The organism is Rhodococcus sp. NPDC078407, assembly GCF_044542515.1.
In the GTDB taxonomy this organism is placed as follows: Bacteria; Actinomycetota; Actinomycetes; order Mycobacteriales; family Mycobacteriaceae; genus Rhodococcoides.
Genome location: NZ_JBITUQ010000008.1, coordinates 167560 through 185685, shown reverse-complemented (window position 1 = coordinate 185685; position 18126 = coordinate 167560). Strand labels below are relative to the sequence as shown.

18 protein-coding genes are annotated in these 18126 nt (G+C 65.6%); 7 read left to right on the top strand and 11 right to left on the bottom strand.

The features are described from left to right. The 6 genes from ACIGGF_RS11355 to ACIGGF_RS11330 all read right to left on the bottom strand — a co-directional run. Window positions 1-342: transposase (locus tag ACIGGF_RS11355; protein ID WP_397521420.1), on the bottom strand; the 342-nt coding region annotated here is incomplete at its 3' end. A 91-nt stretch (window positions 343-433) separates the two neighbouring features. Further along, window positions 434-1270 (bottom strand): DUF559 domain-containing protein, encoded by an 837-nt coding sequence (locus ACIGGF_RS11350; protein WP_397521419.1) that lies wholly within the window; start codon window positions 1268-1270, stop codon window positions 434-436. Between the two features lie 256 nt (window positions 1271-1526). Further along, on the bottom strand, window positions 1527-2777 hold the full coding sequence (gene purD, locus ACIGGF_RS11345) for a phosphoribosylamine--glycine ligase (RefSeq protein WP_397521418.1): 1251 nt from the start codon (window positions 2775-2777) through the stop codon (window positions 1527-1529). A gap of 76 nt (window positions 2778-2853) precedes the next feature. Beyond that, complete coding sequence (locus tag ACIGGF_RS11340) at window positions 2854-4836, bottom strand: glycosyltransferase family 39 protein (protein WP_397521417.1); 1983 nt, start codon at window positions 4834-4836, stop codon at window positions 2854-2856. Then, window positions 4833-6086, bottom strand: a complete 1254-nt coding sequence (locus ACIGGF_RS11335; RefSeq protein WP_397521416.1) for a glycosyltransferase — start codon at window positions 6084-6086, stop codon at window positions 4833-4835. Before ACIGGF_RS11335 ends, ACIGGF_RS11340 begins: the two co-directional genes overlap by 4 nt. Before the next feature lie 28 nt (window positions 6087-6114). Continuing rightward, window positions 6115-6264, bottom strand: a complete 150-nt coding sequence (locus tag ACIGGF_RS11330) for a hypothetical protein (RefSeq protein ID WP_397521415.1) — start codon at window positions 6262-6264, stop codon at window positions 6115-6117. Between the two features lie 10 nt (window positions 6265-6274). Between ACIGGF_RS11330 and ACIGGF_RS11325 the strand changes: the two genes are divergently transcribed. Further along, window positions 6275-6700, top strand: a complete 426-nt coding sequence (locus ACIGGF_RS11325) for an HIT family protein (RefSeq protein WP_397521414.1) — start codon at window positions 6275-6277, stop codon at window positions 6698-6700. Window positions 6701-6704: 4 nt separating this feature from the next. On the opposite strand, the gene ACIGGF_RS11320 is transcribed toward ACIGGF_RS11325, so the two are convergent. Next, window positions 6705-7229, bottom strand: coding sequence for a winged helix-turn-helix transcriptional regulator (locus tag ACIGGF_RS11320; protein WP_397521413.1), 525 nt, complete (start codon window positions 7227-7229; stop codon window positions 6705-6707). 74 nt (window positions 7230-7303) lie between these two features. On the opposite strand from ACIGGF_RS11320, the gene ACIGGF_RS11315 reads away from it, so the two are divergent. Beyond that, complete coding sequence (locus tag ACIGGF_RS11315; protein ID WP_397521412.1) at window positions 7304-8686, top strand: MFS transporter; 1383 nt, start codon at window positions 7304-7306, stop codon at window positions 8684-8686. On the opposite strand, the gene ACIGGF_RS11310 is transcribed toward ACIGGF_RS11315, so the two are convergent. Further along, a complete protein-coding gene (locus ACIGGF_RS11310) occupies window positions 8669-9325 on the bottom strand; it encodes a response regulator (protein WP_397521411.1) in 657 nt (218 codons plus the stop codon). The two genes, ACIGGF_RS11315 and ACIGGF_RS11310, sit on opposite strands and share 18 nt — an antisense overlap. Next, window positions 9322-10986, bottom strand: coding sequence for an ATP-binding protein (locus ACIGGF_RS11305; protein ID WP_397521410.1), 1665 nt, complete (start codon window positions 10984-10986; stop codon window positions 9322-9324). The genes ACIGGF_RS11310 and ACIGGF_RS11305 overlap by 4 nt, the downstream gene beginning before the upstream one ends. A 170-nt stretch (window positions 10987-11156) precedes the next feature. Between ACIGGF_RS11305 and ACIGGF_RS11300 the strand changes: the two genes are divergently transcribed. Genes ACIGGF_RS11300 through ACIGGF_RS11290 form a run of 3 tightly spaced genes read left to right on the top strand, consistent with a single transcriptional unit; the run spans window position 11157 to window position 14105 of the window. Continuing rightward, the gene (locus tag ACIGGF_RS11300) at window positions 11157-12557 is read left to right on the top strand and encodes a CitMHS family transporter (RefSeq protein ID WP_397521409.1); all 1401 of its coding nucleotides are present in this window, start codon (window positions 11157-11159) and stop codon (window positions 12555-12557) included. A gap of 31 nt (window positions 12558-12588) precedes the next feature. Next, entirely contained in the window at window positions 12589-12999 is a 411-nt protein-coding gene (locus tag ACIGGF_RS11295) for a universal stress protein (RefSeq protein ID WP_397521408.1), read from the top strand. Continuing rightward, the gene (locus ACIGGF_RS11290; protein ID WP_397521407.1) at window positions 12996-14105 is read left to right on the top strand and encodes an AbrB family transcriptional regulator; all 1110 of its coding nucleotides are present in this window, start codon (window positions 12996-12998) and stop codon (window positions 14103-14105) included. Before ACIGGF_RS11295 ends, ACIGGF_RS11290 begins: the two co-directional genes overlap by 4 nt. Here the strand turns inward: ACIGGF_RS11290 and ACIGGF_RS11285 are convergent. Both ACIGGF_RS11285 and ACIGGF_RS11280 read right to left on the bottom strand, forming a co-directional pair. Continuing rightward, entirely contained in the window at window positions 14085-15491 is a 1407-nt protein-coding gene (locus ACIGGF_RS11285; RefSeq protein WP_397521406.1) for a sensor histidine kinase, read from the bottom strand. The genes ACIGGF_RS11290 and ACIGGF_RS11285 overlap by 21 nt on opposite strands. 5 nt (window positions 15492-15496) lie before the next feature. Then, the gene (locus tag ACIGGF_RS11280; RefSeq protein ID WP_397521425.1) at window positions 15497-16204 is read right to left on the bottom strand and encodes a response regulator transcription factor; all 708 of its coding nucleotides are present in this window, start codon (window positions 16202-16204) and stop codon (window positions 15497-15499) included. A 96-nt stretch (window positions 16205-16300) separates the two neighbouring features. On the opposite strand from ACIGGF_RS11280, the gene ACIGGF_RS11275 reads away from it, so the two are divergent. Both ACIGGF_RS11275 and ACIGGF_RS11270 read left to right on the top strand, forming a co-directional pair. Further along, on the top strand, window positions 16301-17305 hold the full coding sequence (locus tag ACIGGF_RS11275) for a permease (RefSeq protein WP_397521405.1): 1005 nt from the start codon (window positions 16301-16303) through the stop codon (window positions 17303-17305). Further along, window positions 17302-18042, top strand: a complete 741-nt coding sequence (locus ACIGGF_RS11270) for a TIGR03943 family putative permease subunit (RefSeq protein WP_397521404.1) — start codon at window positions 17302-17304, stop codon at window positions 18040-18042. Before ACIGGF_RS11275 ends, ACIGGF_RS11270 begins: the two co-directional genes overlap by 4 nt. Window positions 18043-18126: the final 84 nt, after the last annotated feature.

Genomic DNA, 18126 nt, shown 5'->3' with positions numbered 1-18126 from the left:
GCGGAACCGAGAGATCGTCACATGATCAGGAGTGTTGCCCGCGCAAATGATCCGGAACGCGGCATCACGCTGACACAACCGCTCGAGCACCCGGGGGCCCTGTGCCCACCCGAAGATCAGCACCGTGAGCAGCATGTCCGGGTCGTATCCCGCGCGCCCGACACCACCGGTGCGGCGCACCGCATGCACCGCCGATGTGTCCAACGCGGTGACCACGTCGATGACGGTGAACACCGGATCCGATGCCGGTAACCACTCGCGCATATCGACCGGCAACAAGAACTGCTGGTCCCGATCCACCGGGCGATAACCTTTGGCCACCAGCACATTCTCCCAGGCCATCACCACCCGCTACAGCACAACACGCAGCAAAATCAACAACGCTCAAATTGCAACAGCCCGAATCCCGCCCGAGATGGCGAATAGTGGACACTCAGCTCAGTGCCTTCCGGCGCCGGCGCACGGTTTCGATGATCTGCCGAACGACGGCGTCGAGGTCGGACATCACCATCGCAGCCGAATATCGCAGCACGAGCCACCCGTCGAGCTGCAGTGCGTTCTGGCGCACTCGATCGTTGGTGAACACCCCCGGCGCGCTGTGGAATTCGCGGCCGTCGATTTCGATGATCACCCGCGCTCGACGGTCCAACAGATCGGCGAAGTACTGCCCCACCGCCGCGTTGATCTCGAGGAAGTAGCCGGCCGCTGTCAATGCGCGAGCCACCAGTCGTTCCGGTTCGGACAGCGTCCGTGGGCAGGACAGTCGCAGCTGCTTCTTCGTCTCGGTGATCCCTGCCATTCCGGCTGACTTCTCGCATTGCGCCGCCAACCCACGTTTGCTCACGGGCCCACTGAGCGCCGCGTCGACGAATGGTTCCAAGGCTGCCCCACCGAGTGACGCCGACACGTCGACGATGCACTGCTCGATCGTCACGACAGGAAGGGCGTCGACGAAACTCGTCTCGCGAATCGTTCGACGATACGCACGCAGCCACGACGGGCACCGTGCTCGCGTGGTGCGGGGCACGGTGATGTGCACCTGTTCGGGTTCGTAGTCGACGAGGTTCCACCACCACGCCGCAGTGAGGTGGCTGAGCACCGCATCCGGTTGCCACAGCGTCGCGGCCACGCACCGATCGCGGTACGACGGCTCACCCGTGCAGTAGATGCTCGGCAACAGCCGGATCAGTGTGCCGACCCTGGCCCGATAGTCGATCGCCCCGGCGCTGACGCCACTGTCCAGTAGTTGCTGTCTCGTGTAGACCCCCATGGTCGAACAGCATTGCGCGCAGAAGCTGCTCGTGGGAGCGCGATTCGCGGAATGTGGATAACGCTGCTACCTGTGGACAACTGAGCTCAGTGTCCACTTTTCGGCCGGGCACACGGGAAAGCGTGTGCTATGCGAAATTGTGGACACTCAGCGCACCTGGCTCGCTAACCGAGCTCAGTGTCCACATTCAGAGCCGGCGACCGGGATCCCGCCTGCTAGGGCGAATTGTGGACACTCAGCACACCGGCTCGGTCACCTACAGCGAGATACGACCCTCCACTGCAGCCAAGCCGATGTCGGTCCGGAAGTGACTGCCCGGCAATCGGATTCCCGCAATGCGCGAGTAGGCGTCGTCGCGGGCGGCGGTGAGGTCGAATCCGGTGCCGACCACGCTGAGCACGCGTCCACCCGCGGATACGACCGTGCCGTCTTTCACAGCGGTGCCGGCATGCAGCACGCCTGCGCCTTCGGAGCCGAGGATCTCGTCACCGGTGCGCGGGCGACCGGGGTAGTTCTCGGCGGCGATGACGACGGTGACCGCCGCGCCGTCCTTCCAGCGCAGCGGCGGCAGCGACGCCAGGGTGCCGGTTGCCGTCGCGTTCAGCGCCTCACCGAGAGGTGAATCGAGCAACGCCAGCACAGCCTGGGTCTCGGGATCGCCGAAGCGACAGTTGAATTCGACGACGGCGGGACCTTCGGTGCCCATCGCCAGACCGGCATACAGCAGGCCGGAGAACGGCACCCCGCGCGCGACCATCTCGGCCGCAACGGGTTTCACCACATCGCGGACGATCTCCTCGACGGCACCTTCGGGCAGCCATGGGAGTGGGGTGTATGCACCCATGCCGCCGGTGTTCGGTCCGGTATCTCCATCGCCGACGCGTTTGTGGTCCTGCGCAGGAAGCAGCGGCACCACGGTCTCACCGTCGACGAGGCAGAACAGGGATACCTCGGGGCCGTCGAGGAACGACTCGAGTAGTACCGGGTGCCCGTTCTCGAGCAACTCGGCGGCGTGATCGCGGGCGACGAGGCGATCGGTGGTGACGACGACACCCTTGCCTGCGGCCAGACCGTCGTCCTTGACCACCCAGTGGGGGCCGAATCGGTCCAGGGCTGCGTCGAGCAGGCCGGGCGAGTCGACGATTTCACTGTGCGCGGTCCGCACACCGGCCGCTGCCATCACGTCCTTGGCGAACGCCTTGGACCCTTCGATGCGAGCCGCGTCGGCAGAGGGGCCGAAGGTGGCGATGCCTGCCTCACGAAGAGCGTCGGCCACGCCGAGGACGAGAGGAACCTCCGGCCCGATGACGACGAGATCGGCTTCGACCTTCTTCGCCAGTGCAGTCACAGCGTCGCCGGACGCCACGTCGACGGCGTGCTGTTCGGCGAGCTTTGCGGTACCTGCGTTGCCCGGAGAAACGAAGAGTTTCTCGACCGACGGATCGGCGTTCAGCGCAAGTAGAAGGGCGTGCTCACGAGCACCGGAACCTATGACGAGTACGCGCACAGTGCAACAGACTATCTGCTCGTCGCCGACAGACCCCGCACCTGTCGCGGTGCGGGGCCTGTCGGCGACGCCGTAATTACCGCGACAGGTCGTACAGCGTGACGTCATCGACGGTGGTCGCGGTGAAGTTCTCGCTCACCCAGGCAGAGATTTCGGCCGAGGAACCGGACTCCCTGCCACCCATGCCACCGCCTCCGATGAAGTAGTGAATCTTCCCATCGGCGACGTACTGCTGGAACTGCGCGAGAGTCGGCGACGGGTCGGTTCCGTTGAAGCCGCCGATCGGCATGACGGGATCTTCGGTGGCAAGTTGATAACCCGCGGCGGTGTTGGCACCGATGGCCGCCGCGACCCAGGTGTACGAACCGGCGTCCTGCTCGAGCATCGACGTGATCTCGGCAGTCGGTGTACTGCCTTCGAGCAGACCCCCTCCGCCACCCCTCTCGCCGACGGCACCGCCACCGATTCCCGGACCACCACCCGGCATACCTTCAGGCATCTGCGCCCCGGCCGGCGCACCACCGGGCATCTGCATACCGCCGTCTCCGCGTCGCCCTCCGCCCATTCCGCCGAATCCACCGGAACCGGTGTTCGGGCCGGCGGTCACGATCGACCCGGTGTGCGGGGTGGCGATCGTGTCCACCGCGTACGCCGTCGGACCGGCCAGTCCGGCGAACATCACCGCAAGAATCGCGACCACGGCGAGCCTGCCGCGGGTGAGCGCCGGAATCAGCAGTGCCACCACAGCAAGAACTCCGACGAACACGATCGCCCATTTCAGCCACGGTACGAAACTGGCACTGCGGCCGAGCAGCACCCACGCCATTGCGACGGTCGACGCCACCGCGAGCGCCGTCGCGATCCGCACCCACAACCGCTGTCGTTCGCGCCACAGCATCACGCTGCCGATACCGACCAGCGCAGCAACGGCAGGCGAGAGTGCCACCGTGTAGTAGGAGTGGAAGATCCCGGCCATGAAGCTGAACGTCAACCCGGTGACGAGCAGCCACGCGCCCCACACGATCAACGATGCGCGGTGCACGTCGATACGCGGAGCCCTGCCTCGTAACACGAGTCCCGTCACCAAGAGCAACAATGCGGCGGGGATGAGCCAGGCGATCTGGCCGCCCTGGGAGGCGTCGAACATGCGGAGGATGCCGGTCTCGCCCCACATCGAACCACCGCCGCCGCCACCGACTCCACCGCCGGCGGTGACGCTGCCTGTCTCGTCACCGCTGAGCCGGCCCAGGCCGTTGTAGCCGAGAGTCAGTTCCAGAATCGAATTGTTCTGCGAGCCACCGACCCACGGCCGCGAGGATGCCGGCCAGAATTCGACGATCAGCAACCACCATCCGGCCGAGACGATCATGGCTCCGAGCGCTCCGAACAACTGCAGCAGCCGAGTGACCAATCTGGGCGGCCCGGCGATCAGGTACGTCAGGGCCAGCGGCGGTACGACGAGCATCACCTGAAGCTGTTTGGTCAGGAAGCCGAATCCGACGAACATGCCGGTGATCAACAGCCACTTCGTCTTTCCGGATTCGACGCCTCTCAGCAGAGCCCAGACGGCAGTGATCATCAGCAGAACCAGCAAAGCATCGGGATTGTTGAAGCGAAACATCAGTGCCGCAACGGGAGTCAGCGCCAATACAAGTCCGACAAGCAGTCCGGCGGCTGCCCCGAATCGACGGGCGACGACAGCTCGCAGCAGCGCAACAGATGCGACGCCGAGCAACGCCTGTGGGACGAGCATCGCCCAGGTGTTCAGCCCGAACACCCGCACCGACAACGACATCAGCCACAGCGACATCGGCGGCTTGTCGACGGTGATCGAGTTGGCGGCATCGGAGGATCCGAAGAAGAAGGCCTTCCAGGAGACCGAACCGGCCTGTATCGCTGCGGAATAGAACGAATTGGCCCAACCCGACGCACCGAGTCCCCAGATGTAGGCGACGCCGGTGCCGACCAGCAGAGCGGTCAGCCCGAGGAGTTCCCACCGCCGGGAGGTCGCCGGCTCGGTCGGTGCGGCCGCAGAAGGCCGTTCTATTGTCGTAGTCATCGCGTGACCTCCATTCGTGCCGACCCCGCACGGGTTGACTGCGCATTGCGGAAGACCCACCGCAGTGCGACGAATCGGCACACGGTGGCAACGAGATTGGCGACGACGAGGACGGCGAGCTCGACGTGCCGCGAGACGTCCGGGGACCAGACGTGCGTTATCGCGAGTGACCCGCTGGTCATCAGCAACGCGATACCGAAGATCGCCAGACCCTGCAGCTGATGCTTGCCCGCGTCGCCGGACCCTCGGACGCCGAAAGTGAAGGCGCGGTTGGCCGCCGTGTTCAGCACCGCCGTGATCAGCAGCCCGGCGAAGTTTGCGGCCTGCGCTCCGATCATGGGGTGCAGAACCAGGTACAGCAGCGCGTAGGCCACGGTGCTGGCGACTCCGATGATGCCGAATCGCACCAGCTGACCGACCATTCCGTGCGGTACACCGGCCACGAGCGGCTCCCGTCCCAGGCTTCGACGCAGTTCGGCGACGGGGAGGACTCCGGCCGCGAGAGCACGACCGACTCGCCAGCATCCCTGCAGATCTTTCACGGCGGTATCGAAGAGGTGGACGCTGCTGTCGGGATCGTCGACCCAGTCGACCGGCACCTCGTGGATGCGCAGGCCCACCTTCTCGGCGATGACCAGCAATTCGGTATCGAAGAACCACCCGGTGTCTTCGACGAGTGGGAGCAGTTGTCGCGCGACGTCGGCGCGCATCGCCTTGAACCCGCACTGGGCATCGGAAAAGCGAGCGCGCAACGAGGTACGGAGGATGAGATTGTAACTGCGCGAAATGAATTCGCGCTTCGCCCCACGGACGACGCGTGACGACCGGTTCAGCCGAGAACCGATGGCGAGGTCCGAGTGACCCGAGAGCAGTGGAGCGATCAGCGGCATCAGAGCGTTGAGGTCGGTGGACAGATCGACATCCATGTACGCGACGACGTCGGCGTCGGACGCGAGCCACACTGTTTTGAGAGCCCGACCGCGTCCCTTCTCGTCCAGGTGATGCACCCGAACTCCGTCGATCTCGAGGGCGAGCCGGTGCGCCACCGCGAGGGTGCCGTCCGTACTGGCGTTGTCTGCGATGGTGATTCGCGACCGGAACGGAATCCGGTCCGTCAGATGCTCGTGTAGACGACGAATGCACTGTTCGAGGTCCGCCTCTTCGTCGTATACCGGAATGACCACTTCCAGGGTGGCCGTGGCATTCGAGCCGGGCCGCTGGCCTGCTCGTGCGAGGGAATTCGTTGTCATGAGGCAACCCTCGTGCGCGCAGCTGGACCTACGCTGCGACGAACCTGGCAATCACCTGGGAGGACAGGAGCGCAGCCTGCGGAGTGACCAAGAGGCACAGGAGCGCAGCCTGCGGAGTGACCAAGAGGCACAGGAGCGCAGCCTGCGGAGTGACCATGGAGACCTGCTCGTAGGGCATTCTGTTCTCTATGGCTTCTATTTTCAGCAAGATCATTGCCGGTGAGATTCCCGGACGTTTCGTCTGGCAGGACGACGATGTCGTGGCGTTTCTGACCATTGCCCCGGTCACGCAGGGCCACACGTTGGTGGTTCCACGTGCGGAGATCGATCAGTGGCAGGACGTCGACGGTGCCGTGTTCGCCAAGATCACGGCCGTCGCGCAGATCATCGGCCAGGCCGTCAGGACAGCGTTCGACGCGCCCAGGGCCGGCCTGTTGATCGCCGGACTCGAGGTGCCGCACCTGCATCTGCATGTGTTCCCGGCGTACGACATGGGCAACTTCGACATCTCCGGTGCGGATCCGAATCCGTCCGCGGAGTCACAGGACGAGGCCGCCGACAAGCTTCGGGCAGCACTGCGCGCGATGGGCCACGAGGCGAACGTCGCGAACTGACGCCTCAGCGCAGGGGCGTCAACAAGCGTCGCCGCGTACGCAGTTGCATCGACACCTCGTCGGATCGGACGTCGGGGTCGTAGCCCGGTCCGATGTCGGTGTCGATGTCGCGCGGCTCTGGTGCGACGCCACAGGCGGGGCACATTCCCAGCTGCCCCAGGTCGGTGCCGCAGCTCGCATGCAGGAATCGTCGACGCTTCCCGGCCGGCTTGGCGGTCTGCTCTTCTCCCCAGTAGTTCAGCGCGAAAATCGCCGGCCACAGTCGTTCGAGGGCGACCGTCGGCACGTAGTTCTCGTGTCCACCGGGAAACGCGCGCGCCCGCCGTTCGAGTAGTCCGGCGTCGACCAGCGCACCGAGTCGCTGTGCGAGTACTGCCTTGGAGATGTCCAGGTGCACCTGGAAGTCGCCGAAGCGTCGGACGCCGAAGAAGCTGTCGCGGACGATGAGCATGGTCCAGCGTTCGCCGACGAGTTCGAGCGCGCGGGCCAGAGAGCAATCCTGGCGGGCATAGTCGGTTCCGAGTGCCATCCCCCGATCGTACAGTCTGTTGACCGAACCAAGATGGCCGATTACAGTTCGATCACCAGACCAGGAAGACGACGATGACCTACACTGCACCTTCGCCCGCCGGGACCACGAACAGCACTCGCGCACTCACCGTCGCAGCATCGGGCACCTTGCTGACCCTGATGGCTTTCACCGCGCCGCTCGCGACCATCAACAGCACCGCGGCCGACCTGATGTCGGACGCAGCGGGACGCACCTGGATTCTCAGCTCGATGAGCATCGGACTCGCCGCCGCACTGCTCACCACCGGCACCGTCGCCGACGACTTCGGACGTCGCCGCACCTTCGTCATCGGAGCAGCAGTGCTGGCCGTCGGCTCGATCGTCTGCGCGGTTTCTCCCAACACCCTGATCTTCGTGCTGGCCCGCATCCTGCAGGGCCTCGGTGGTGCCGCGGTCGTCGCGTCGAGCCTGGGCATCATCGCGCATACCCACCCGGCCGGGCCGGTGCGCGCCAAGGCCGGTGGGGTCTGGGGTGCCAGTGTCGGTGCCGGTATCGCGCTCGGACCGCTGCTCGCCGCGATCCTCGATCGTTGGGCCAGCTGGCGCGAGGCCTACGTGGTTCTCGCCATTGCCACGCTCGCACTGGCCGTCGCCGCGCACCTACGGGTCGAAGAATCCCGGTCCAACGCCCCGCGTGGCCTCGATCCCGTCGGCGCGCTGCTGTTGGCCACGGGCATCGCCGCGTTGCTGGCCGCTCTCGTCGAGGGCAGGCAGGGCTGGATTGCCGTCACCCCGATCGTTCTCTTCGTCCTCGCGGCTCTGCTGCTGGCTGCCTTCATCGTCATCGAACTACGCAGCGTCACCGCGATGCTCGATCTGGCGCTCTTCCGGCACCCACCGTTTCTGGCCGCCACGATCGCCGCGCTGACCACCGGCGGCGGGATCATCGCACTGATGTCGTACATGCCCGGATTTCTCGGAACCGTGCTGGGAATCGATGCACTCGGTGCAGCTGTTCTCCTGTTCGCCTGGTCTGCGACATCGGTCGTCACCGCCCTGTTGGCACGGCGAATTCCCGCATCTGTCAGCGGTCGCACCCAACTCGCCGTCGGCCTGATCGGTGTGGCACTCGGCATGCTGATGTTGACGGGCCTCGCCGAGGACGCCGGCTGGCCCAGGCTTCTGCCCGGCCTGCTGGTGGCGGGCGTGGCCAGTGGCGTCCTCAACGCGGCGCTCGGACGCGAGGCGGTGGCGAGCGTCCCGGCAGGCCGCGGCGGCATGGGCAGCGGGGCCAACAACACCGCCCGCTACGTGGGATCCGCGGTGGGCGTCACAGTTGTGGCCGTGGTCGCCGTCCCGGCAGGTCGAACCGATACCGCCGCGCTGGTGCACGGATGGAACACTGCAGCTCTGGTCACCGCCGCGATTTCCGTGGTCGGAGCCGTGGTGGTGGCAGCCTCACGCTCCCGGCGGTGACGAGTACTCCTGTTCGGGACGCCCGGTCGACCCGTACCGCAGCTGCATCCGTAGCCGCCCCTTGGACACCAGCGTTGCCAGGTAGCGCTGCGCCGTTGCACGTGAAATACCAATGGCGGCAGCAACTTCGCCCGCGGACATCGGCTCGGCGGTCGTGCGCACCGCGTCCAGCACCAGATCACGAGTCACGGACTGCGAGGACGGCAGCGGGGCCGCAGCACGCGGACGGAGGGCATCGAGCCCACCGTCGATATCCGCCTGCGTGAGCTCGTCGGAACGGTCCAGAGCCCCGCGGTATGTCAGGTATCCGGTGAGACGATCGATCAACGCCGAACGTGGAAACGGTTTGATCAGGTACGTCCATGCGCCCGCCGTGATCGCCGAGCGCACCGTCTGCTGATCCGCCGCAGCGGAGAGCACCACCGCGTCGCACGGCAACTCTCGCACCAGATCGATACCGGAGCCGTCCGGCAGGTACACGTCCACCAGAGCCAGGTCGAAGGACTGGGTGGCCAGCACTTCGCGCGCCTGCGCAATGCTCGTCGCCACTGCTGCCACCTCGTAGTGATCGAGCGAATTCACCAGTGCTGCATGTAAATCCGCGACCCGGAAGTCGTCGTCGACCACCAGAACTCTCATTGCGTCACCTCATCGGTCAGTAGTGCGTCTGGAATCACGGCGATGAACACTGCGCCCCCACGGTCGTTGTCCGCCGTTACCTGCCCGCCGACGTCGGCCAACGTCACGTCGCCGCCGCGGGTTCGTGCGATCTGTCGGCTGAGTGCCAATCCCACCCCTCGTCCGCCCGGCGTGTCCGCCGTCGACTTGGTCGAGACTCCCTCGGCGAACACCTGCTCGGGTGCCAGCGCAACCCCGTCACCCGAGTCGACGACCACGATGTGCAGTGTCGAATCATCCTGCACCAGATCCACTTCCACTTCGCCAGGCCGGCGTGACCCGACCCGTGCCGCGTCGATGGCATTGTCGATCAGGTTGCCCAGTACCGTCGTGACATCCACCGGTCCGACCAGTTCGCCGCCGACCCAGGTGTTCTCTCCCAACACCAGTCGCACGCCACTTTCGCGCGCGTGTGCCGCCTTTGCGGTGAGGAAGGAACGCAGATAGGCGTCGGAGACCGCATCGATCCCCTCGACTGCCTCCGATCTCGGTCCCACACCGAGAATCTCGTCGATGTACTGCGACGCTCGATCGGGATGTCCCTCGTGCAGCAGCCCACTGACCAGATGCATTCGGTTCGCGAACTCGTGTCGCTGAGCACGCAGCACCGCGGACATCGATTGCACCGCATCGAGTTGTCGCGTCAGCGCCTCCACATCCGTTCGGTCGCGCACGGTGAGTACCGTCCCCAGATCGCGATTGTCCCGCAGCACCTTTCGCGCTGCCGCAATGACGACCACCTCGTTGACAGCAGCGAGGACCGGCTCACCCGTGGGGGCTTCGATGACCTCGAGCAGTCTCGGTGTCAACCCGATCTCCTCGACGCGCGTCCCTGGCTTGCCGTCGATGGACAGCAAGGTGCGTGCCTCGTCGTTGACGACGGTGACGACGCCGTCCGGGTCGATGGCCACCACGCCTTCGCCGATGCCGTGCAGCACCGCCTCCTGCTCGCGCACCAGTTCGGCCAATTCCTCCGGCTCGAGCCCGAGCGTCAGTCGTTTCCATCGGCGCGCCAACAGTGTCGAGCCCGCCAGCCCGAGCAACAGCACCGCCCCGGTCACCAATCCGCCGTTGACCAGATCCTTCACCAGCTCGGTGCGCACGTCCGTGGTCGAAATTCCGACGCTGACTTCGCCGATCACCGTATCGGTCGAACCGAGCGCCAGCACAGGCACTTTCGCGCGGACAGAGTCACCCAGCGTGCCACGTTCGGATTCGACGACCTCGTTGCCGGCCAACGCACCCGACGGATCGGTACTCACCCGTTCCCCCAGGACGGTCGGATCCGGATGCGCCAGGCGCAGGCCCCGGTCGTCGGTGATGACGACGAACAGTGCATCGGTGCGCTGTCGGGCACTTTCGCCCGTCCGTTGCAGCGCACCGCCCGCCAGCACTCCGGCCGGCGCAGCATCGGTGCCCGCAGTGTCCGCGGCCGAGAACTGCCCGACGAGCGAGCGCACCTCCGGATCGGACGCGACCGTTCGCGCGATCGCGAGTGCCCGCTCGCCGTACTCCTCACTGGCCTGTTCGCCACTGCTGATCGCGAACACTCCGAAGGCCACTGCCAGCGCCACCGCAACCAACGCAGCCTGCAGCAGCAGCACCTGAGTCCTCAATCGCACCAGCCAAGGCTAGGCCGAGAGATGCTCGAGCACAATGCGCAAAAGGCTCTTTACGTTGCTTGCGCGGGTAGTGCGCACAACGGCGAACATGTGATTCCGGTTACGTAACTTCAGTCACAACACGTAGTCCAACCGGACCCACCTCACACAGTTTCGAGAAGGAGTGCACGATGTTGGTGATACTCGGCTTCCTCATGGTAGCCGCCTTCATGTTCTTGATCTTGACCAAGAGAGCCACGCCCGTCGTCGCACTCACCCTCGTTCCCGTCATCTTCGGTCTGCTGGCCGGTGCGGGACTCGGCATCGGTGACATGATCACCGACGGCATCAAGTCCCTGGCCCCCACCGCGGCCCTGCTGTTCTTCGCCATCATCTTCTTCGGAATCATGATCGACGTCGGACTGTTCGACCCACTGGTGCGCGCCATTCTGCGTTTGGTGCGCAACGACCCGATGAAACTCGTTGTCGGAACTGCCATTCTGGCCATGGTCGTCTCGCTCGACGGTGACGGGTCCACCACGTTCATCATCGTGACGTCCGCACTGCTGCCGCTCTATCTCAAACTCGGTGTCAGCCCGGTGATTCTGACGGTCGTCGCCGGTCTCGCCAACGGCACGATGAACATCATCCCGTGGGGCGGACCCACGGTTCGCGCTGCTTCTGCGCTCGGCATTTCCCCGTCCGACGTCTTCGTTCCGATGGTTCCCTCGATGATCGTCGGCCTGATCATCGTGCTGCTCTTCGCCGTTCACCTGGGCATCATGGAACGCCGACGCATCGGCAAGCTCGTCTTCGAGCCAGAACTGGTCGCCTCGGGCGGCGGCGGAAGTATCCGTAAGGGCGGCAGTAACCGTAAGGGCGAAAAGGCTACCGGCGGAACAGGCACCGGTGGATCGAGCGACGGCGAATCGGGTCAATTCTTCGACGGGCTCGATCCCAATCGCGACACCCTGCGTCCGAAGCTGCTGTGGTTCAACGCTGCTCTGACGGTCGTCCTCCTCGTCATCCTCGTCATGGACATCCTGCCCATCCCGGTGCTGTTCATGATCGCTGCCTCCATCGCCCTGACGGTCAACTTCCCCAAGGTCAAGGAACAGGGCGACGCAATCGCACGTCACTCGTCCTCCATCGTTTCGGTGGTCGCCATGGTCCTCGCCGCAGCGATCCTGACCGGTGTCTTCCAGGGCACCGGCATGGTCGAGGCCATGGCCGAGTGGCTGCTCAACGTGATCCCCCCGGGCATGGGCCCGTACCTGGCCGTCATCACCGGCGTCCTGAGCATCCCGCTGACGTTCTTCATGACCAACGACGCCTTCTACTTCGGCATCCTCCCCGTGCTGACCGAGACCGCCGAAAAGTACGGAATCGACCCGGTCGAGATGGCCCGTGCCTCGATCACCGGTCAGCCCGTCCACCTGCAGAGCCCGCTGGTACCGGCCATCCTGCTGCTGGTGACCCTGGCCGGAGTCTCGCTGGCCGATCACCACAAAAAGGTGTTGTGGCGAGCGGTGGTCGTTTCCCTCGCGATGCTGGCCGTCGGCATCGTCCTCGGCCAGATCCCCTTCGGCTGATCCCCACTCACCTCGCGTAGGAGAAACCGTCATGACTGTCGGCGTACTGCACAACAATTCACCCGAAGGCCGCGCAGCACTGGCGGCCGCCGTTCGAGAAGCTCGCATCAGGGAGACCGAGTTGGTCGTCCTGCACGCACTGTCGGGATCGGCCGAGCCCTCCGCCGAGGCGGGCGAAACACAGGCGGTCTCCACCGCCGTGGAGACGGCCCTGACCGATATCGACCACGCAGACTACGTCTCCTGGACCGTGGCAGTGGGTCGGCCCGATCCCGACGCCGTGAACACTCTGCTGACGCTGGTCGAGGAGCAGAAGTCCGAAATCCTCGTCGTCGGCTCCCGGCACCGCTCGGCGGTCGGCAAGTTCCTGATGGGACAGACCATTCAGCGTTTGCTGCTGGAGATTCCGGTGCCGGTTCTGCTGGTCAAGTCCGGAGCGTGAGTGCCGCACACCGCGTGACCCGGATGCTCGGGCGCAGCCTCCGATGGATCGGCCTCGCGGCCGTATCCGTCGGGGGCTGGGCCCTTTTCGAAGCCCTGGGTCTCACGGCACCGTCGCTGTTCGCGGCACTGGTCGTCGCCGTGGTGTTTGCGCTCACGGGGTTGGGGCCGGCCGCCGTCCCCCGTCCGGCATCCATGGCAGCGCAGGGCACGCTGGCGGTGACGATCGGTCTGATGCTCGATACCGAGACACTGGGAGCGTTGGGCGAGAACTGGATTCCTGCAGTCACTGTCGGGTTGGCGACCCTGATCGTCAGCGCAGGCTGCGGCGCCCTGCTCGCGCTGCACCGCGATGTCGACCCCGTCACCGGAGCACTGTCTCTGATTGCCGGTGGCGCAACGGGTCTGGTGTCGGTAGCCCGCGAGCTCGGCGGTGACGAGCGTATCGTCGCCGTCGTCCAGTATCTTCGCGTGGCGTTGGTGGTGGTCACGATGCCACTGATCGTCACCTTCGCCTTTCATACCGACACCGGTGGCGGTGCCGGTTCCGACGAGGCGTCGACGACGCCGTGGTACCTCGGAACGGCCTTTCTGATCGGCGCTGTCGTCACCGGAATCGTTCTCGCGAAGGCGATCCGACTGCCTGCCCCGGCCACGCTCGGGCCGCTGATCGTCGCCGGAGCCTGCGAGCTACTCGGCTGGCCCGTCGACATCTCCGTCCCTGCAGTGCTACTGCCGTTGGCGTTCATCGTCATCGGATGGCAAGCAGGACTTGCCTTCACCATCGCCAGCCTGCGGGCGATAGGACGCATCTTCCCGTGGGCAGCGCTGCTCGTGCTCACGATCGGTCTGATCTGCGCTCTCCTGGGCTGGGCGCTGTCCGCCATCACCGGAGTCAGCATGTTGACCGGCTATCTCGCGACCACTCCCGGCGGCTTGGCAGCGGTGCTCGCGGTGTCTGCGACGACCGGATCGGACGTCACGTTCGTCGCCTGCGTTCAGGTGATCCGGCTGGTGTCGATGCTCGTAGCCGCTCCCCTCGCGGCAGCCGCGTACACCAGGCTGGCCGAACGCAAGAAGGACGAATCAACCATCGGCGCGGGGTAGTTCGACCCGGAAGGTGGCACCCGCACCAGGAGTACTTCGGACCTCCACGGTCCCGTTGTGGGCTGCGACCAACGCCGCGACGATGGACAGGCCGAGTCCACTGCCACCGCTTTCTCGGGTCCTCGAGGAGTCGGTGCGATAGAAACGCTCGAAGACGTGTGCCGCCTCCTCCTCACTCAGACCCGGGCCGGTGTCCCGGACCTCGAACACCACCGAATCCTCGGTGGTGCTCACGCACACCGTGATCGACGCCGAGTCGGGTGTGTGCCGCACAGCATTTCCGACGAGGTTGGCCACCACCTGGCGGAGTCGGGCGTCGTCTCCGGAGACCTCCGGAACACCTGGTCCCGCCGACACTGTCAACGAGATATCACGCGCGGGCGACACGGCTTTCGCGTCGTGTACGGCATCGGCGGCGATCGTGAGCATGTCGACGCGGCGCACCTCGAGGGGACGTTGGGCATCGAGCCGGGCGAGCATCAGCAGATCCTCGACGAGCAGACCCATGCGCGCCGATTCGCCCTCGATTCGCGTCATCAGCAACGAGATGTCACTCATCGCGCCCTGCCGATACAGCTCGGCGAATCCCCGAATGGTCGTCAGCGGTGTGCGCAATTCGTGGCTGGCGTCGGCGACGAATCGGCGCATCCGATCCTCGGAGGCCCGTGCAGCTTCTTCCGACGCTGCCGTCGCGGCGAACGCCCGCTGTATCTGGGAGAGCATCCCGTTCAGCGCCGCGGACAGTCGACCGACTTCCGTTCTCTCACTGCGGTGGGGCACTCGCCGGTGCAGGTCGCCTGCGGCAATCGCGGCAGCGGTCGTCTCCACCTCGCGCAGCGGCCGCAGACTGCGCCGCACCACGAAGTAGGCCGCCACTCCCAATATCACCAATACCGCTGCGCCGATGTAGAACTGAAGTGCCATGAGTCTGCTGACGGTCTGCTGATTGGAACCGAGCGGTATACCCACCGTGGTGGACCCGTCACTGTTGGACACCGTCACCACGCGCCATTGCTTCGACGCGTCGCCCTCGGAACCGACCGTCGTCGGGACGGCTGAGGTGACACCGGCGAGATCCGGAACATCCTCTGCCGCATCGTTGATGGGCCCGCGGACAGTGCCGTCGTTCGCGACGGACCGTACGTAGAAGTTCGACGGCGGGCGACTCGGGCTGGGCTCGTCGACCGGCGGAAACGGCCGGTCGTCGCGCGGCCTCGCCCACCCGTCGGACGCCTCCACCAACTGCTGATCGAGGCGACGCATGAGCGATGACTCGAGCGAGGAGGTCACGGCGACTCCGGAGGCCAGCAGTCCGAGTCCGACCAACAGCAGTAGAGCCGCGACCAGAGTGAATCGCAGCGGGATACCGCCCAGCCGAGAGCGCATACCGGTCACCGCGGCTGTCGCATGACGTATCCGACGCCCCGCAGCGTGTGGATCAAGCGGGTGTCGCCGGTATCGACCTTGCGGCGCAGATACGACACGTACGACTCCACCACTCCCACCTCACCCCCGAAGTCGTAGTGCCATACGTGATCCAAGATGCGCGGCTTGCTCAGCACGGTCCCCGCGTTCACCATGAAGTACCGCAGCAGTGTGAATTCGGTGGGCGACAGCGAGACCGGTTCGCCCGCCTTCCACACCTCGTGGGTGTCGTCGTCGAGTTCGATGTCTGCGAACACGACACGGGACGGGTGGGTGTCCTCGCCCTTCCCCGATCGACGCAGGATCACCCGGAGACGCGCCACCACCTCTTCGAGGCTGAACGGCTTGGTGACATAGTCGTCCGCACCGAGAGTCAGACCGGTCACCTTGTCTTCCACGGAATCACGTGCGGTCAAGAAGAGGGCGGGTGCATCGATACCGTCCGCTCGCAGCCGACGCAGCAGGCCGAAGCCATCCATGCCGGGCATCATCACGTCGAGTATCAGAGCCTCGGGCCTGAAGTGTCGGGCCTTGTCGAGGGCCTCCGGGCCGGTCGATGCCGTCGCCACCTCGAACCCCTGAAACCGGAGACTCACCGACAGCAACTCGACGATGGTCGATTCGTCGTCGACGATCAGTACACGCGCTTCGGGGGTTTCGCTCACGGTATCCATCATCGCGCGCGTTGCTGCTCGTCCGCTGGGCTCTCGCTGTGAGGTTGCTGTGAGCCCATGCAAAAAACGAACGACGAGAGGGCATGATGAACCCCGATGCTCCCTGCGAACACCGATCGCCCCGTGAGACGCAAGCCCAGGGTGACATCCATGCACGTATTCGCAACTCTGCTCGTGTTGGGCATCGTGACAGGTCCGTACCTCGCCGACTGGGTCGCCGCATCCCCTAGCGTGCGAACCGGGGCCACGGTGTTCACCGGCATCTTCGTGCAGGCCACGCCCTTCTTGGTTCTGGGCGTGCTGGTGAGCGGAGGCATCGCCGCCTTCGTCTCGCCCGCGGTGCTGCAGAAGGTGGTGCCGCGCAACGAAACCGCTGCCGTCGGAGTGAGCGGACTCGCCGGGATGGCGCTGCCCGGTTGCGAGTGCGGTGCCGTTCCGGTCTCACGGAGGCTCAAGGACCAGGGCGTTCCCACGTCGGCAGCGCTGGCATTCCTGCTGTCGGCACCGGCGATCAATCCCGTGGTCCTGGTCTCGACAGCCGTCGCCTTTCCGGGCGAGCCGGGGATGGTTCTCGCTCGGTTCCTCGGCTCCCTGTTCACCGCCCTGGTGATGGGGTGGCTGTGGACCCGGTTCGGCAAGGCTCGGTGGATCACCGCGCGACTGACCGATCGCGGACACGATCACGGCGGCTCCAAGTGGGACACGTTCCGGGAGTCGGCGCGCGCAGACCTGCTCCAGGCCGGGGCCTTCCTCGTCTTCGGTGCAGCGGCCGCCGCGCTGCTGCACCTGGTGATTCCGGATTGGGTGTACGAGCATCTCGCCGGCCAGTTGCTGCTGTCGATCCTGGTGATGGCAGTCCTCGCGATAATCCTGGCCCTGTGTTCGGAGGCCGACGCGTTCGTCGCCGCAAGCATGTCGATGCTGCCGCTGCTGCCACGTCTGGTCTTCCTCGTGGTCGGACCGGCCGTCGACCTGAAGCTGATGGCGATGCAGGCGGGCAGCTTCGGACGTGGATTCGTCGCCCGCTTCGCGCCGCTGACCTTCGTCGTCGCAATCGTGTGCGGCTCGGTCTGCGGCTACCTCGTGCTGGGTGCGCGATGAAGCGGGAAGTGCAGAACCTGCTGCTGCTGCTCGTCGGCGGGGCGATGGTGAAGATCTCCGCGGACGGCAGCTTTGTGCGATACGTCAAACCCTCCCTCTACCCGTTTCTGCTCGCCGCCGGAGTGTTGATCGTGGCGCTCGCCGTCGCGTCGATCGTCGCCGACATTCGGCGCGGCGGGCCCGACGCCGGCGACGGACACGGTCACGACGCGCGACCGTACTGGTTGCTGCTGGTGCCGGTCGCCGTCATTCTGTTCATCGCACCTCCCGCGCTGGGAGTCTCGTCCGTCGGCGACCGATCGGTCACCTCCGCGGCCGATCGGCAGCAGACCGCATTTCCACCCCTGCCGAGCGAGCCGGTACCCGAGGTCCCGCTGCTCGATGTCGTCCAACGCGCGGTCAGGGATTCCGAACGGAGCCTCGACGGCCGGGAGATTTCTGTCACCGGATTCGCTGTGGCCACAGCGAACGGCGGTTCGCCGCGCGTCGACGGTACGACCGACGGCCTCGACCTCGCCCGCATTCTGATCATCTGCTGCGCGGCCGACGCCAGATCCATCCGAATCCATCTCGACGCAGGTAGCGCCACTCTCGACGATATTGCGGACGGCACCTGGCTACGGATTTCGGGGACCGTCGACGCTACGACCGCGACGGCGGACACCCGATTCACGCCCACGATGACGGTGTCGACGGTGGAACGCATCGAAGCACCGGAGAACACCTACGCGTACTGAGCCCTCCGCACTCGTGGCCACCGCCCAGCGGAATTGGTACATTCGTACAAGTCACTTCCGACAATCGGACGAGGGGCACCGTAC

Bases quoted from the DNA above. Each gene is read 5' to 3' on its own strand.
- ACIGGF_RS11350 (WP_397521419.1), bottom strand. From the start codon at position 1,270: ATGGGGGTCTACACGAGACAGCAACTACTGGACAGTGGCGTCAGCGCC.
- ACIGGF_RS11340 (WP_397521417.1), bottom strand. From the start codon at position 4,836: ATGACTACGACAATAGAACGGCCTTCTGCGGCCGCACCGACCGAGCCG.
- ACIGGF_RS11335 (WP_397521416.1), bottom strand. From the start codon at position 6,086: ATGACAACGAATTCCCTCGCACGAGCAGGCCAGCGGCCCGGCTCGAAT.
- ACIGGF_RS11330 (WP_397521415.1), bottom strand. From the start codon at position 6,264: ATGCCCTACGAGCAGGTCTCCATGGTCACTCCGCAGGCTGCGCTCCTG.
- ACIGGF_RS11325 (WP_397521414.1), top strand. From the start codon at position 6,275: ATGGCTTCTATTTTCAGCAAGATCATTGCCGGTGAGATTCCCGGACGT.
- ACIGGF_RS11320 (WP_397521413.1), bottom strand. From the start codon at position 7,229: ATGGCACTCGGAACCGACTATGCCCGCCAGGATTGCTCTCTGGCCCGC.
- ACIGGF_RS11315 (WP_397521412.1), top strand. From the start codon at position 7,304: ATGACCTACACTGCACCTTCGCCCGCCGGGACCACGAACAGCACTCGC.
- ACIGGF_RS11310 (WP_397521411.1), bottom strand. From the start codon at position 9,325: ATGAGAGTTCTGGTGGTCGACGACGACTTCCGGGTCGCGGATTTACAT.
- ACIGGF_RS11300 (WP_397521409.1), top strand. From the start codon at position 11,157: ATGTTGGTGATACTCGGCTTCCTCATGGTAGCCGCCTTCATGTTCTTG.
- ACIGGF_RS11295 (WP_397521408.1), top strand. From the start codon at position 12,589: ATGACTGTCGGCGTACTGCACAACAATTCACCCGAAGGCCGCGCAGCA.
- ACIGGF_RS11285 (WP_397521406.1), bottom strand. From the start codon at position 15,491: ATGCGCTCTCGGCTGGGCGGTATCCCGCTGCGATTCACTCTGGTCGCG.
- ACIGGF_RS11280 (WP_397521425.1), bottom strand. From the start codon at position 16,204: ATGGATACCGTGAGCGAAACCCCCGAAGCGCGTGTACTGATCGTCGAC.
- ACIGGF_RS11275 (WP_397521405.1), top strand. From the start codon at position 16,301: ATGCTCCCTGCGAACACCGATCGCCCCGTGAGACGCAAGCCCAGGGTG.
- ACIGGF_RS11270 (WP_397521404.1), top strand. From the start codon at position 17,302: ATGAAGCGGGAAGTGCAGAACCTGCTGCTGCTGCTCGTCGGCGGGGCG.